Here is a 14,769-nt window from a genome sequence, read left to right on the forward strand (position 1 = left end):
CATGAAGGCAAAAGCTTCAACCTTGCTTCTAAGTCTGTGCTTCCTCCTTCTGCTTCTCACCCTTACAGCCTGTACCAATGGTACAGGCTCTACTACAACGGAAGCAAGTGTTGTTTCTGATGGGGAGCAGACGCTGGATGAGACGGTATTTCCCAAGGACAAGGTTATTGACGTAAAAATTACAGTGGACAAAGATGATTTTCAAAATATGCTGGACAATGCCAGCTCCGAGGAATTTAAGGAAGCGACCGTCGATTACAACGGCCAAGTTTTCAATAATGTCGGCTTACGCACGAAGGGCAATCTAAGCTTGATCAGCGTCGTCAATAATAAAGATTCGGACCGCTACAGCTTAAAGCTCTCATTCGACGAATATGTTAATCAGACGATTGAAGGCGTTAGCAAAATCAATCTAAACAACAATTACAGCGACGCCTCCTATTTGCGTGAGTTCCTTACCTATGAGCTTGCTGAAGCGATGGGCTTGCCAACCCCTAAATATTCCTATGTGAATGTGTATGTAAATGGCGAGTTTTGGGGCTTTTACTTAGCCGTTGAGCAAATTGGCGAGGAATATTTGGAGCGTAACTTTGGCAACAGCTACGGTGCGCTTTATAAGGCAAACGGCGGAACCGGCAGCGAGCTGAACTGGCTGGGTACGTTAAAATCATATACGGGGCTTGATCGTAAATCGGCTTCGTCCAATGATGATATTTTGATGAAAATGCTCGATGAATTAAATAATGGAACGGACTATGACAGCGTTTTGGATGTACAGGAAGTGCTGAAGTTTATCGCCTTGAACACAGTCGCGGGCAATATGGACAGCTACTTGTCGATGACAAAGCATAACTACTATTTATATGAGGATGATGGTCTGTTCTCGATTTTGCCATGGGATTACAATATGTCCTTCGGCGGCTTTGGAGGCGCAGGCGTACTCATTGATGAACCGACGTCAGGCAAACTGGCGGAACGGCCTCTCGTCGCAAAATTGCTGGCAGTAGATGAATACAAGGAGCAATACCACGCGATTATAAAAGAAATGATTGAAGGATATTTGGCAGACGATACCCTTGCTGCCCGTGTTAAAGAAATATCCGAGCTTATTTCTCCTTATGTAAAAGCGGACCCTTCCTCCTTCTATTCTTATGAAGAGTATGAGCAAGGCATTACGACGGTGCTTTCCTTTGCAAGCACGCAGGTAGCAAGCGTCACGCAGCAGCTCAACGGTATAATCCCCTCCTCTGGCGATGGCTCCGGAAGCGGCAGCAACGGCTTTGAAGAGGGCATGGGCGGTATGGGCGGCGGTTTCCCTGGTGGAGACGGCGCTCCAAATGACGGGGCTAATGCAGCGGGGGGCAATGCTCCAAATGACAGTGCTAATGCAGCAGGCGGCAATCCTCCAGCTGATGGTGCTAACGCGGCGGGCGGTCAGGGCTTCGGTGGTGGTGGCTTTCCCGGCGGCGCTCCCGGTGGACAAGGCGGCATGATGGCGCCACCGAATGGCATGGATTTTGGCGGTATGATGCCACCAAATGGCATGGGCTTCGGCGGTCAAAATGCCCAGCCCCAGGGCAGCATTTCGGAAGCTATTACTGCAGGCATCGCCTTAATCATTTTGATCTTGTCGGGTGTTTTCGTTTTATTCTACAACCGCAGAAGGCTGTAAGCAGCTTTTTGTGAATCGCCATAAAACAACATAGCGGCAGTATAGGGCTAATTTCCAGTCCTGTACTGTCGCTGTTTTTTTGTACAAACCGTTATTTGATGCATTCAATATCCCCGTACCTTTTGGAATCCCAAGCTGCTAAACGTTCGCTTTTCAGATAAATATTTAGCATTCAATAGCTGATTATTAGCATATTCCCCCTTTATTTCTGCCAATATAAATACTGTCAACATCGCTCATGACGCTTTCTTCTTTTCCTTTCATTGCGACTGTAAACGCTATCCATTAACATGATTATATTCCCGTTTGTTAATAGCTGTATGAAAAACGGTGAAAACTTGTTGCGCGTGATGATCGCTTCGCTCATTCATATACCCGCGCTTATCGAAGCTGTTATTGCTTCGCAATTCATTGAGGAGGAGTCATGTCATGAGTAGTCAAGAAGTACAACCATCGTCATCCGGCGGCGTAAAGGTAGGGGTGCAAAAATTCGGCCGATTCCTAAGTGGAATGGTTATGCCGAATATCGGTGCATTTATTGCCTGGGGGATTATTACAACCCTGTTCATTCCTACCGGCTGGTTTCCAAATGAAGATTTGGCAACGCTTGTTGGCCCAACCATTACTTATTTGCTTCCGCTCCTGATCGGTTATACAGGTGGTAAAATGGTTCACGGCACCCGTGGCGGCGTCATCGGGGCAATGGTTACAATGGGCGTTATTCTCGGATCGGACATTACCATGTTCCTCGGAGCCATGATCGTAGGTCCGCTGGCCGCATGGATATTGAAAAAATTTGACCAAGCGCTGGAAGGCAAAATCCCATCTGGCTTTGAAATGCTTATTAACAACTTTTCTTCCGGAATCATTGGCGCTGCGCTCTCTATTGGAGCATACAAAGGTGTTGGCCCCCTCGTTACTTCATTCAGCAACATGATTTCTTCTGGCGTTGAATTTCTCATCAACCACGGGCTATTGCCGCTGGCGAACATTTTAATTGAGCCGGGTAAAATTTTGTTCCTGAACAATGCGATCAACCACGGTATTTTAAGTCCAATCGGGCTTGAGCAATCGCTTGCTACTGGCAAATCCATTATGTTCATGCTGGAGTCGAATCCAGGTCCCGGCCTTGGTATTTTGCTCGCTTATTGGCTGTTTGGCAAAGGCGCAGCGAAAGGCTCTGCTCCTGGTGCGATCATCATTCAATTTTTCGGCGGTATTCACGAAATTTATTTCCCATACGTCCTGATGAATCCGCGCCTTATCCTTGCGGTAATCGGCGGCGGCATGGCTGGCACATTCACCTTCTCCCTGCTGGGCGCTGGTCTTACAGCCGCTCCTTCGCCTGGAAGTATTCTCGCTTATTTTGCGCTAGTGCCTAAAGATGGCTACTTCGCCATGATTAGCGGCGTTGTCGTTGCGGCGGCGGTATCGTTCGTAATCGGCGCGCTTCTGCTGAAAACAAGCAAAAACACGCAGGGCGATATTGAGGAAGCAACGAATAAAATGCAAGATATGAAGGCCTCTTCTAAAGGCGCTGAAACAGCTGGCACTCAAGCTGGCACGGCTTCCGCAGCTGCTAATACGGTGAGATCGAAAGACGAAGTAAACAAAATTATTTTTGCCTGCGACGCTGGAATGGGCTCTAGTGCAATGGGCGCTTCCATTATGAAAAAGAAAGTCAAAGCTGCTGGCCTCCCTGTACAGGTGACCAACACAGCGATCAATGATCTACCGTCTGATGCGGATATCGTCATTACCCATAAATCGCTGACTGAACGGGCGCGCCTTAAAGTTCCTGGAGCTGAGCACATCTCCATTGAAGATTTCTTGAAGAGCCCCGAGTATGATGCTTTAATCAAAAGATTAAGTTAAACGAAGCAAGTCTAGACTTTGCGCTTAACGCTGACATTTAATGTCGGCGTTAAGTCCATTTCCCGGATAAGGATGATCTCCTATCAAAGTATCGACGAGACAGCGACGTATTGTAGAGCTGCTGCTGGAGCAGCGGGATGAAATAACAGCGGCCGATATTGCCGCTGAGGTCGGGGCAAGCACCCGGACGATTCACCGCGAGCTGAGTGACATTGAGCTTGTACTAGCTGCCAATCATATCAAGCTGCATAAGCGTTCCGGAATCGGGATCAAACTCGAAGCGGACAGCGAGCGACTAGAGCGTTTTAAGCAGGCGCTCGAGCATGCAGATCTGTTTGAATATTCAGCAGAGGAACGCAAGGCGCTTATATTGTGCAGGCTGCTTAAGCATACCGAGCCGATTAAACAATTTTCGCTCTCCCACCAGCTGCGCGTTACGATGCCAACGATTAGCCATGATCTTGATGAGCTGGAGCAAATGATTCGCAATCATGGGCTGACACTTGTGCGCAGGCGCGGCTATGGCGTAGAAATAAGCGGACCAGAGCCAGCAAAAAGGCTGTTCATTGCTTGGCTCGCGCAAACGCATCTGGACGAATCCGACCTGTTCGGCCAAGCTCAGGAAGCCGCAGCCCAGCATCCTTTATCCAAGGAGCTGCTGGCGATGGTTGGCAGGAAGCCTTTTTTCTCCTTGGAGCAGGCGTTTTGGAAGCTGGAGGATGGCTGGCAGCTGCATTTGTCAGAAAAAGAGCATTTACATCTGCTCATTCGGCTTGCTGTCACGCTGACGCGAATTCAGGAAGGGCATTTGATTCCGCCGCATGTGAACGGACCTCTGCCTTCCTACTCAGCAAGAGGGGGAAGCAAAGCCGAGGAGCTGCTGCGCATGCTTGCATTGGAGCTGCCTGCTGAGGAAGTCCGCTATATCGCTAAGCTGCTCAAAGCGACCGATTCGTCTGAAGAAGACGGACTGCTGCTCGCCCAGGGAGATTGGACGCTCAGCGCAAGCGTAACGAAGCTGATTGCTTTTATGGAGGAGCAGCTCGGTGAGCCTTTTACCGAGGACCGTTCCCTCAGAGAAGGGCTGCAGCAGCATATGCTCCCTGCTTTTCGCAGAATTGAGGAAGGCAGCACGATTCGCAATCCGCTGCTGGCACAAATTAAGAAAGATTATGAATTGCTGTTTACCCTTATTCGCAAAGGCGTTAATGCTATTATAAGCACGATCGAAGTGCCTGATGAGGAAATTGGCTACATGGTCATGCATTTTGGCGCCTCCATGGAACGGCTGAGGCAGTTTCCGCGAAAAGTTAGAGCGGTGCTCGTATGCACCAGCGGTATCGGTTCTTCAAAGCTGCTTGCCGTTCGAATTAGCAAGGAGCTGCCGCAAATCGAGCTGATTGGCAACCGTTCTTGGTACGAAGCGGCTCGCATGCCGGAGCAGCAATACGATCTTATTATTTCAACCGTTGATTTGCCGATAGCTGCCGAGCGTTATATTAAGCTAAGCCCTCTGCTGCTGGAAGCGGAAGTCGAACGACTGCGATCCTTTATTCAAAATATTACGCTCAAGCATGCTCCGTCGCCAAAAACGCCGGAAACGAGCAGCCACTCGCCGCTGGAGCGGTTGATGCAGTTAAAAATGTATGCTTCCGATGCGGTTATGCTGCTGGAAACCTTTCAGGTTTATACGATGCCGGAGCGGCCCGGCCTGCCGCGCGGCGATTTAGCGGGCGTCACCGAGGAGCTGATTGAGCGCATTCGGCATTTGCATGCTGTGACCGACGAGCAGAAGGTCGTTCAACTGCTCCTAACACGGGAGCAGCATGGCAGCCAGGTCATTCCAGACACGGAGCTGGCATTGTTCCATACTCGCTCGGATGCCATTGCCTTTCCTGTGCTCAGTCTGTTTCGGTTTAATGAGCCGCTGCCATTTGGAGACAGCAGCGCTGTCCCCGTGAAGCAAATTTTATTGATGCTTGGCCCTGCCGAGCTTCGCCGCACCGCTTTGGAGATTTTGAGCGAAGTGAGCGCGATGCTGCTGATGTCGGAGCTGACAGAGCTGCTCAAGCACGGCAGCGCCGCGGAAATTCAAGCTTTTATATCCTTTCACCTAGAGAAAGAAATCAAATTCAAACTGGATTGGAGAAATGAGCCATGACTATTTTATCCACAGACAAAGTGAAATTGAACGTTCAAGTTAATGACAAATATGAGGCGATCCGCCTTGCGGGACAACTGCTTGTTGAAGCAGGCCATGTTCCGGCGTCCTATGTGGACAAAATGCTTGAGCGCGAAGAGCTGCTCTCGACCTATATTGGCGGCGGACTGGCGATGCCCCACGGCACCAATGATTCCAAAAGCCTTATCCACTCGACGGGCATGTCCATCCTAATCGTGCCTGGCGGGGTAGACTTTGGCGGCGACGAGCCAGCCAAGCTCATTATTGGCCTGGCAGCAGTCGGCGATGACCATCTGAACATCTTAACAAGCGTTGCGATGCTCGTATCCGAGGAAGACGATATGGAGCGGATTTTGAACGCTAGCTCAGAGGCTGAGCTTATCGCGATTTTCGAGCAAGGTATGGAAGAATGAGGGCCGTCCATTTTGGCGCCGGCAACATCGGCAGAGGCTTCATCGGCCTCCTGCTCTCACAAGCAGGCTGCAGCGTAACCTTCGTCGATGTAAATGCCTCCCTCGTCGCGCTGCTGCAGGAAAAACAGCAATACACCGTTAAGCTTGCAAGCGAGCAAGCAGAGTCGTTCACAGTCTCGGGCGTGGACGCGATTAATGGCAATGATACGGCGCTCGTTGCCGCAGCGATTGCCGAGGCAGATCTCGTCACGACAGCCGTCGGCGTGTCAGTCCTGAAGCATATTGCCGGAGCCATTGCTGAAGGCATCACGCTTCGTCTGGCGAAGAACTCGGCAGCTTTCGCTTCCCCATTGCCTATTATCGCCTGTGAAAACGCGATTGGCGGCAGTTCGCAGCTTAAGGTGCTTGTTTATTCCCATCTGGCCGCTGACGTTAGAGCACAGGCGGAGCAAGCGATTGCTTTTCCAGATGCGGCTGTTGACCGCATCGTTCCGCAACAGCTGCATGACGATCCACTGCAAGTGACCGTAGAGCCTTTTTACGAGTGGACGGTTGACCGCTCTGCGCTGCCGCAAGGAACGCCGGAAATTCCCGGCATCCATTATGTCGATCAGCTCCAGCCCTATATTGAGCGCAAGCTGTTCACCGTAAATACCGGACATTGCGTTGCCGCTTATTATGGCTATTTGCAAGGGTATGCCACTATACAGGAAGCAATGCAGGACGCGGCTGTCCGCAGTGAAGTCGAGGGCGCGCTTAAAGAAACGGGTGCGATGCTTGTTCGTACTTACAGCTTCTCAGAAAACGAGCATCAAGCATACATTGAGCAAATTTTAGAGCGTTTTATTAATCCTTATTTGACGGATGAAGTGGTGCGTGTTGGACGTTCGCCGATTCGCAAGCTGTCGCCGGATGACCGTCTTGTGCGGCCCGCCCTGCTCGCCTTCGAGCTTGGCCTGCCTACTGTCCATTTGACTAAAGCAATGGCATCAGCGCTGCGCTTTGCCTATACAGAAGACCCCGAAGCTGCGGAAATTCAAGCAGCTCTTGCAAGCTCAACACTGAGCGAGGTTATTGCGCGTTATACGTCACTGCCAGCGGATCATCCGCTGCACGGACAAATCGTAGAAGCCTACAGCAAGCTTTGATCATCTTTGAAACGAATGGCTCTCGGTTTAAATCCATGAGTCACAGGGTTAAGGAAAGGAATGAGGTTGCATGACAACACAATGGAAGGGTACCGGAGCGTCGCCAGGACTTGCAGCAGCTCCCGCTTACTTTATTCATCAAGACCACTATACGCCGAAAAAGCTTGAAGCTGTAAATAGAACCGGGGAGATTCAACGCTTTCGCAGCGCAGTAGCCCAGGCGCAGGAAGAAATTGAAGCAATCAGGGTATCCACGGAGCAAAAGCTTGGCGCGGATAAAGCTGAAATTTTCGAAGGCCATTTAATGATTTTAGAAGACCCTGATTTCATTGATGCTGCAGAAGAAAAAATGAGCGAAGAAGGCATTAACGCTGAATATGCCCTTCATGAGGTTGCAACGTCCTTCATTGAACTGCTGCAAGCGATGGAGGATGAGCTGCTTCAAGGCCGCGCCGTCGATATTAAAGATGTGGCGGGCCGCATTATGAGTCATTTGCGCGGAGTGCCCCATCTCGATCTCGCGAATATGACGGAGGAATGTATTATTATTGCCGAGGATTTGACGCCTTCGGATACGGCGCAGCTCAATTTGGACGTCGTACGCGGCTTCATTACCGAAATCGGCAGCCGCACTTCCCATTCCGCCATTATGGCGCGGACGCTGGAAATTCCGGCAATCGTAGGCGTCGGCTCCGCCCTCCGCTCATTGCCAGCGGATGCTTTCATCCTAATGGATGCCGAGGCTGGCTCCATCATCATCAACCCGTCCGCTGACGAGCTCGCTGTCTTCCAGCAGCAAAAGCAGCAATATGACCAGCATAAGGCTGAGCTGACCAAGCTGAGGGATCAGCCCTCCTTTTCCCGAGACGGGAAGCAGGTCGAGCTCGCTGCCAACATCGGCAAGCTTGCGGATGTGCAGCGCGCGCTCGATAATGGCGCCGAGGGGATCGGCTTGTTCCGCACCGAGTTTCTTTATATGGGACGCAGCTCGCTGCCAACCGAAGAGGAGCAATACACCAGCTACAAATATGTACTCGAAAAAATGAACGGCAAGCCCGTCGTCATCCGCACGCTCGACATTGGCGGCGACAAAGAGCTTCCTTACATGGATTTGCCGAAGGAAAGCAATCCATTCCTTGGTCAGCGCGCGCTGCGGCTTTGCCTCGACCGCCAGGATATTTTCCGCACGCAGCTGCGCGCCCTGCTTCGTGCCAGCAGCCACGGCAATCTCAAAATCATGTTCCCGATGATTGCGGTCATCGAAGAGCTGCTTGAGGCGAAAAAACTGCTGGCCGAAGAACAGGCAAAGCTTGCTGCCGAGGGAATTGCTGTCGCAGACCATATTGAAGTCGGCATGATGGTTGAAATTCCGTCCGCTGCTGTGTCCGCTGACCTGTTCGCGCCAGAGGTTGATTTTTTCAGCATCGGGACGAATGATTTGATTCAATATACGATGGCGGCAGATCGAATGAACGAGACGGTATCGTATTTGTACCAGCCTTGGCATCCTTCGATTTTGCGCCTCATCAGCATGGTGATCAAAGCCGCGAAGCAGGAAGGCAAATGGGTTGGCATGTGCGGGGAAATGGCTGGCGATACGACGGCGATTCCGCTGCTGCTTGGGCTTGGGCTGGATGAATTCAGCATGAGCGCTGGCGCGATTTTGCAGGCTAGACAGCTCGTTGGCGAGCTGGACCAGGCCGAGTGGGCTGCTTACGCTGAGCAAGCGCTTCTCATTCGCAGCTATGAGCAAGTGACCGATTTCGTTGAGCAAAAACGCAAATAAGAATTAGACTAATATTTAAATACTACAAATAAAAATATATCCGAAATGGAGTGATCTCCACATGATCAGTCAAACGTTTACGATTCTTAACCCAACAGGTTTTCACGTTCGCCCGGCTAAAACTTTCGTTCAGGCCGCAAGCGCCTTTCCCTGCAAAATTTCCGTCCTGAACAAGGGCAAAAAAGTAAATGGCAAAAGCTCGCTCAGCATGCTGACGCTCGGCATTGCCGTGAACGAGGAAGTAACGCTGGAAATCGACGGCGAGCAGGAAGCCGAAGCGATGAAGGCCCTTGGCGATTTGCTGACACAAATTCACGAATAAGCGGGCTTGATTGCCCATCCCGCTTGATCCATTCCAGCAGCATCTTACGCAAGGCCGACTCCACTCGGTCTTGCGTTTTTTCGCGCCCTTCCATTTGCCCGAAAAAATCGGTAAAATGGTAGAGAATTGTTCAGTAATATGGATAGGAAGCCCATTTTACAAATAGGAAGGAATAATTAGATATGATCATTCAACCAAAAACACGCGGTTTTATTTGTACGACAGCACATCCAGAAGGCTGCGCCGAGCAGGTCCTTCGTCAAGTCGAGTATGTAAAATCCAAGCCGGCCATTGCAGGCCCGCGCAATGTGCTCGTAATCGGCGCTTCGACAGGCTACGGCCTAGCATCGCGCATCGTCTCCTCCTTTGCAGCTGGCGCCAATACGATTGGCGTTTATTTCGACAAAGCCGCTGAAGGCGCGCGCACGGCTTCCGCAGGCTGGTACAACTCCGCTGCTTTCGAGAAAGCGGCAGCAGAAGCAGGCCGCAAATCGTTCAGCATCGTCGGAGACGCTTTCTCTGATGAAATCAAAACCCAAACGCTGGATCTGATCCGCAGTGAGCTGGGCACCATTGATCTTGTCGTGTACAGCGTAGCATCACCGCGCCGTACTCATCCAAAAACCGGCGAAACCTTTTCTTCGGTCATTAAGCCGATTGGCGGCACTTACACGAACAAAACGGTTAACTTCCACAGCGGCGACGTAACAGAAGCGACAATCGAGCCGGCTACTGAGGATGAAATTCGCCAGACGATTGCCGTTATGGGCGGCGAAGACTGGCAAATGTGGATCGATCAGCTTGAGGAAGCAGGCTTACTGGCAGACGGCGCAACTACTGTTGCCTATTCCTATATCGGCCCGGAAATTACGCATGCGGTTTACCGTGAAGGTACAATTGGTTATGCTAAAAATGATCTCGAAGCAACGGCGAAGCGCCTGAGCAAGCAGCTCAGCACGAAAGGCGGACGGGCCTTCGTTTCCGTTAACAAAGCGCTCGTTACCCAATCCAGCTCGGCGATTCCAGTTGTACCACTGTACATTTCCGCGCTGTATAAGGTTATGAAGGAAAATGGCACGCATGAAGGCTGTATCGAGCAAATGTACCGCCTGTTCTCTGATCGCCTGTACAATGCTTCCGGCGAAACACTCGTTGACGACAGAGGCCTAATCCGCGTTGACGATTGGGAAATGAGACCTGAAATCCAAGCTGAGGTTGCGAAGCTGTGGTCAGAGCTGACTACAGAAAATGTGTACGAGCTGTCCGACCTTGCTGGCTACCGCAAAGAGTTTTTCCAGCTGTTCGGCTTTGAAACCGATGGCATTGATTATGAAGCCGATGCCAACCCGGATGTTGCCATCCCTAACCTTCGTTAGTCGCTATTTTTAATAAAACAGCCTCCAAGCCTCCACACTTGCGTTAATCGCAGGCTTGGAGGCTGTTTTGCGTTATGTTTATGACCAAAAAAGTAGCCGCCCTTAAACCAAACGCCGCTTATCAAGCAAAATGGCGAATCGGCATATATACCAATTATGGAAAATGCAAGCTTTGGCATTGGCGGCTCGCCCGGTGCATCTGATTATGTTGTCTATTTTAAATACAGCCATACGGCAACATTAAGCTGACGCTCACTTCCTAAATCGAGCGAACTATGACTTGAATCTGACCTCCTTCGATGTATAATGGAATGTAGTAGTTTTTCGTAGCAAAACTTAAGTTTATGTTTTCGAAGCAGTTTTGCTGCGCAAAACTTAAGTTTACGCTTTCGAAGCAGTTTTGCTGCGCAAAACTTGAAGGAGGAGCACAATGCAGAAGGTTAAAATATTTTCGGGATCATCCAATCGCGCGCTTGCCGAGGAAATTTGTGGTTCACTCGGTATTCCGCTGGGCAATGTCGCCATATCCCGCCAGCAAAGCGGCGAAATTCACGTATCGTATGAAGAACCAATTCGGACATGCCATGTCTTTATTGTACAAGCACTGTCCCATCCGGTTAATGAACATTTAGTGGAATTGATGATTATGATCGATGCGGCGAAGCGCGCTTCCGCCAAAACCATTAATCTCGTCATTCCTTATTATGGATATGCGCGCCAGGAACGCAAATCCGCTCCTCGTGAGCCGATTTCTGCCAAGCTGGTGGCTGATGTGCTGACTACGGTCGGCGCTCATCGCATCATTACCGTGGATTTGCATGCAGATCCTATTCAAGGCTTTTTCGAAATCCCGGTCGATCATCTGACGGCTCTGGATCTCATTATCAGACATTTGAAAAGCCAAAATATCGTCAATCCCGTCGTCGTTTCGCCGGATGCTGGACGAGCTTCAACAGCAGAGAAGCTGGCGAACTACTTGGATTGCCCGTTTGCTATCATGATCAAAAACCGTCCGGCCCACAACCAGTCGGAAATTACCCATATTATCGGTGAAGTGGAAGGCATGACGCCGATTATTATTGAGGATTTGATCGATACAGGCAGCACCATCGTAAACGTCGTTGAAGCGCTCCACAAAAAAGGCGCCCATGATGCCTACGTTTGTGCAACGCACGGCTTGTTCTCGGCCAACGCCATCGAGAAGCTGACGCATCCGAACATCCGTCAAGTGGTTGTAACGGATACGATTGCGCTAAGCGATCATTCGGACAAATTTTTCGTACTGCCAATGTCACCGCTCATTGCAACCGCCATTAAGATCATTTCCGAAGGCGGCTCGCTCGATAAGCTCTTCAAAATCGGCGGCTAATATTTTTTGGTGATACAGGCCGCAATCGCGGCAACGCAAAAACGCATGGGAGTGCTGCAAGCAGACCTCCCATGCGTTTTTATTTTCGGCAGATAATAAGTGTTATTTCGTACTGTGCTTGCCGCCTGCATATTTCGCCGTTCTTGCATCTTGAATGACACCGCTCCAGTTGAGACCGTAGCCAAAGCCATAGGCATGGCCTACTGTATCGACATACACATCCATATCATGCGGCGTGTCTTCAAGCTGCTCTTCCACTGTCAACATGTCCCGCGGCATCTGGAAGGGCAGCAGGCCAGACGGCTCGGAAGCGCCGATGATCGTCTCCAGAAGCGCCTGCTCCTGCAAGCCAAAATGGGCAATAATAGCGTCAGCTTCAGCTTCAAATTCAGCGACTACCGCCGGGTTGCTGAGCGTCATCGAAACGATAACGGGCTTGCCCTTCATTTTCGCTTTCGTGTCCAGCACCATATCCAGATCGGATTCATTGGCAACGGTAACCGTCTTCCCTTTGTAGGTACGATTCAGCACATCGCGCGCATCGCCAGCAAGGCTCGTCTCACGTGCATGCACAGCCGTATACGGACGGTATTGAAGGCTGACCGGCACATAGCCATTTCCGCCCGCTTCAGCGTCTGCCTTGCTGTAGCCCATCGTGCTAAGCGGGCTTTCAATGCACACCAATGCAAAATCTGCCTGCTCCGGATTGTCCGTCACGTCAAAATACTTCTGGACCGTATCCAAGCTAATCGGGTAACCCTCGAAGGACGGTGTCGGCAGACCGAGCCAGCTCGCACCCTCCGGCCGGAATTTCCGGGGAATATAGACGGTCAGGCGCCCGCTTGCAGCAGGCAGCGGCAGCGTTTGCCCTTCATTTTTCAACAGCACAATCGATTTCAGCTGCGCTTCATAGCCAGCCGCCATGAAAGTAGGGGAGCCGACCGTCGCAGTCGTCTGCGCCACTTCCAAATAAGGGTTTTCAAAGAGGCCAAGCCGGAAAATATTTTTCAGCAGCCTCACTGCCGATTTCTCAAAGCGGCTGCGCATAAACGCCTCGCCATGCTGCTGTACGCCGATCTGATAAGCTTCAATAACCGGACCCGTCTCATTGTTGCCGCCAAATTGGTCAACGCCAGCCATAAGCAGCTTGTAGTGGCGCTCCGCTACGCTGTAGCCTTCCTCAACACCCCAGCAGCGGCCGCCGCTCATCAGCCTCGTAATATCATCGCCTTCATCCGCGGTAATACCCCAGTCCGTGCAGACGACGCCATCGTAGCCGTACTGCTCGCGCAGCAAATCATTTATGAGGTAGCTGTTGTAGGAGTTGCCGACATCTTCGCCATTAATCGGGTCTTGTCCTTGCGAAATCGTATAATAAGGCATAACCGCAGAAGCTTTGCCGGTCTTGCCAGCCAGCTTGAACGCTCCTTCCGTAAAAGGACGCAAATGCTGCTCAAATTGCTCTCCCGGATAAACAGCATATTTGCCATAGCCAAAATGCGCATCGCGGCCGCCTTCGCCCGAGCCCCCGCCCGGCCAATGCTTCACCATCGCATTAACGCTGTCATAGCCCCAGCCTTCGGCAATTTCATGCTCGCCCTCCGACGTCTGGAAGCCGTCAATATAAGCGCGACCCATATCAGTCGATAGCTGGGGATCTTCGCCAAAGGTCATGCCAAAACGGAACCAGCGCGGATCGGTGCCAATATCGACCTGCGGCGACAACGCCGTGCCAATTCCAAGCGCCCGATACTCCCTGGCAGCAACCTCGCCGAATTTTTTCGCCTCCTCCGGATCGAACGTAGCGGCAAGCCCCATCGTCTCCGGCCACATCGAAATGCTGCCGCCAGCTCCAGCATTAAATTCCTTCGTCGAATCTGTCGCATGCCGCGGATCAGAGCTCGTATTTACCGGGATGCCCAGCCCTAAGCCTTCAACGTATGCCTGCATCGTATTGTTCCACTGCGCTGCCGTTTCCGGGCTTTCCACCATCGTCAGCAGCACATGGCGCAAATGATCCTGCTCCAGAAAAGCAAGCTGCTGGTCCGTCAGCGCATGTGAGTCCGCACCGCTATCCGCAAATGCCTTGCCTCCATAAGTGCCCGGATGCCAGCCCAGGCTCGCCGGAACGGCCTGATGGCTGCTGTAGAGCATAAGCCCAGCAATTTGCTCGACGCTCATTTTCGAAGCGAGATCCTCAGCCCGCTCCTGCGGACTAAGCCGCCAATCCTCATATTTATCCAGCTTGCCATCCTTGTTCAAATCTTTAAAATAAAAGCCGTCCTGCTCCAAAATACGGACGCCTGACAAAGTGGAATAGCCGAGCTTGGGCCCGTTTTTATTGTGAATATATTGAATAGTAGTAGCCTGATCACGCTTGTCTGCCAAACCGATCCCATCCCTTCGCGTGCCTGTAAATGCCTTGCTTACCTTATAATTATAGCGAATTTGGCCATGCCCAGGCTAATCATATTCCGACTTTTTAGTTGTGATATTAAGACTATTTTCAAGGTGAAACGGCTGTCGCCATCCTTTGGCGAGGCGGCGCGTTTCATTCCGAAAAATATAGAGAAAGAATAGCGTTACAATATCCTTTCCTATATTTCAAGGGGAAACATAAACATTC

The 14,769-nt window shown here is 51.0% G+C and carries 10 protein-coding genes; 9 read left to right on the forward strand and 1 reads right to left on the reverse strand.

Annotation, left to right across the window (positions count from 1 at the left end):
- Window position 1 precedes the first annotated feature (1 nt).
- From MHB80_RS19550 to MHB80_RS19590, 9 genes are all read left to right on the forward strand, one after another.
- On the forward strand, window positions 2-1,672 hold the full coding sequence (locus MHB80_RS19550; RefSeq protein WP_341278532.1) for a CotH kinase family protein: 1,671 nt from the start codon (window positions 2-4) through the stop codon (window positions 1,670-1,672).
- Window positions 1,673-2,101: 429 nt separating this feature from the next.
- Window positions 2,102-3,547, forward strand: a complete 1,446-nt coding sequence (locus MHB80_RS19555) for a PTS mannitol transporter subunit IICBA (protein ID WP_341278533.1) — start codon at window positions 2,102-2,104, stop codon at window positions 3,545-3,547.
- A 370-nt stretch (window positions 3,548-3,917) separates the two neighbouring features.
- Entirely contained in the window at window positions 3,918-5,708 is a 1,791-nt protein-coding gene (locus MHB80_RS19560) for a BglG family transcription antiterminator (protein WP_341278534.1), read from the forward strand.
- Window positions 5,705-6,142, forward strand: a complete 438-nt coding sequence (locus tag MHB80_RS19565; protein WP_341278535.1) for a PTS sugar transporter subunit IIA — start codon at window positions 5,705-5,707, stop codon at window positions 6,140-6,142. The genes MHB80_RS19560 and MHB80_RS19565 overlap by 4 nt, the downstream gene beginning before the upstream one ends.
- Window positions 6,139-7,290, forward strand: coding sequence for a mannitol-1-phosphate 5-dehydrogenase (locus MHB80_RS19570; protein ID WP_341278536.1), 1,152 nt, complete (start codon window positions 6,139-6,141; stop codon window positions 7,288-7,290). The genes MHB80_RS19565 and MHB80_RS19570 overlap by 4 nt, the downstream gene beginning before the upstream one ends.
- A 70-nt stretch (window positions 7,291-7,360) precedes the next feature.
- Entirely contained in the window at window positions 7,361-9,076 is a 1,716-nt protein-coding gene (gene ptsP / locus MHB80_RS19575) for a phosphoenolpyruvate--protein phosphotransferase (protein WP_341278537.1), read from the forward strand.
- Between the two features lie 61 nt (window positions 9,077-9,137).
- Window positions 9,138-9,398, forward strand: coding sequence for an HPr family phosphocarrier protein (locus MHB80_RS19580; protein ID WP_099519611.1), 261 nt, complete (start codon window positions 9,138-9,140; stop codon window positions 9,396-9,398).
- A 182-nt stretch (window positions 9,399-9,580) separates the two neighbouring features.
- Window positions 9,581-10,774, forward strand: coding sequence for an enoyl-ACP reductase FabV (gene fabV / locus MHB80_RS19585; RefSeq protein WP_341278538.1), 1,194 nt, complete (start codon window positions 9,581-9,583; stop codon window positions 10,772-10,774).
- Window positions 10,775-11,204: 430 nt separating this feature from the next.
- Window positions 11,205-12,143 carry a ribose-phosphate pyrophosphokinase gene (locus MHB80_RS19590; protein WP_056029736.1) on the forward strand — a complete coding sequence of 313 codons (939 nt, stop codon included), beginning with the start codon at window positions 11,205-11,207 and terminating at the stop codon, window positions 12,141-12,143.
- A gap of 102 nt (window positions 12,144-12,245) precedes the next feature.
- Here the strand turns inward: MHB80_RS19590 and MHB80_RS19595 are convergent, their stop codons facing one another.
- Window positions 12,246-14,531 (reverse strand): glycoside hydrolase family 3 protein, encoded by a 2,286-nt coding sequence (locus MHB80_RS19595; RefSeq protein ID WP_341278539.1) that lies wholly within the window; start codon window positions 14,529-14,531, stop codon window positions 12,246-12,248.
- Between the last annotated feature and the right edge of the window lie 238 nt (window positions 14,532-14,769).

The sequence above is a fragment of the Paenibacillus sp. FSL H8-0537 genome, from assembly GCF_038051995.1.
Classification (GTDB): domain Bacteria; phylum Bacillota; class Bacilli; order Paenibacillales; family Paenibacillaceae; genus Pristimantibacillus.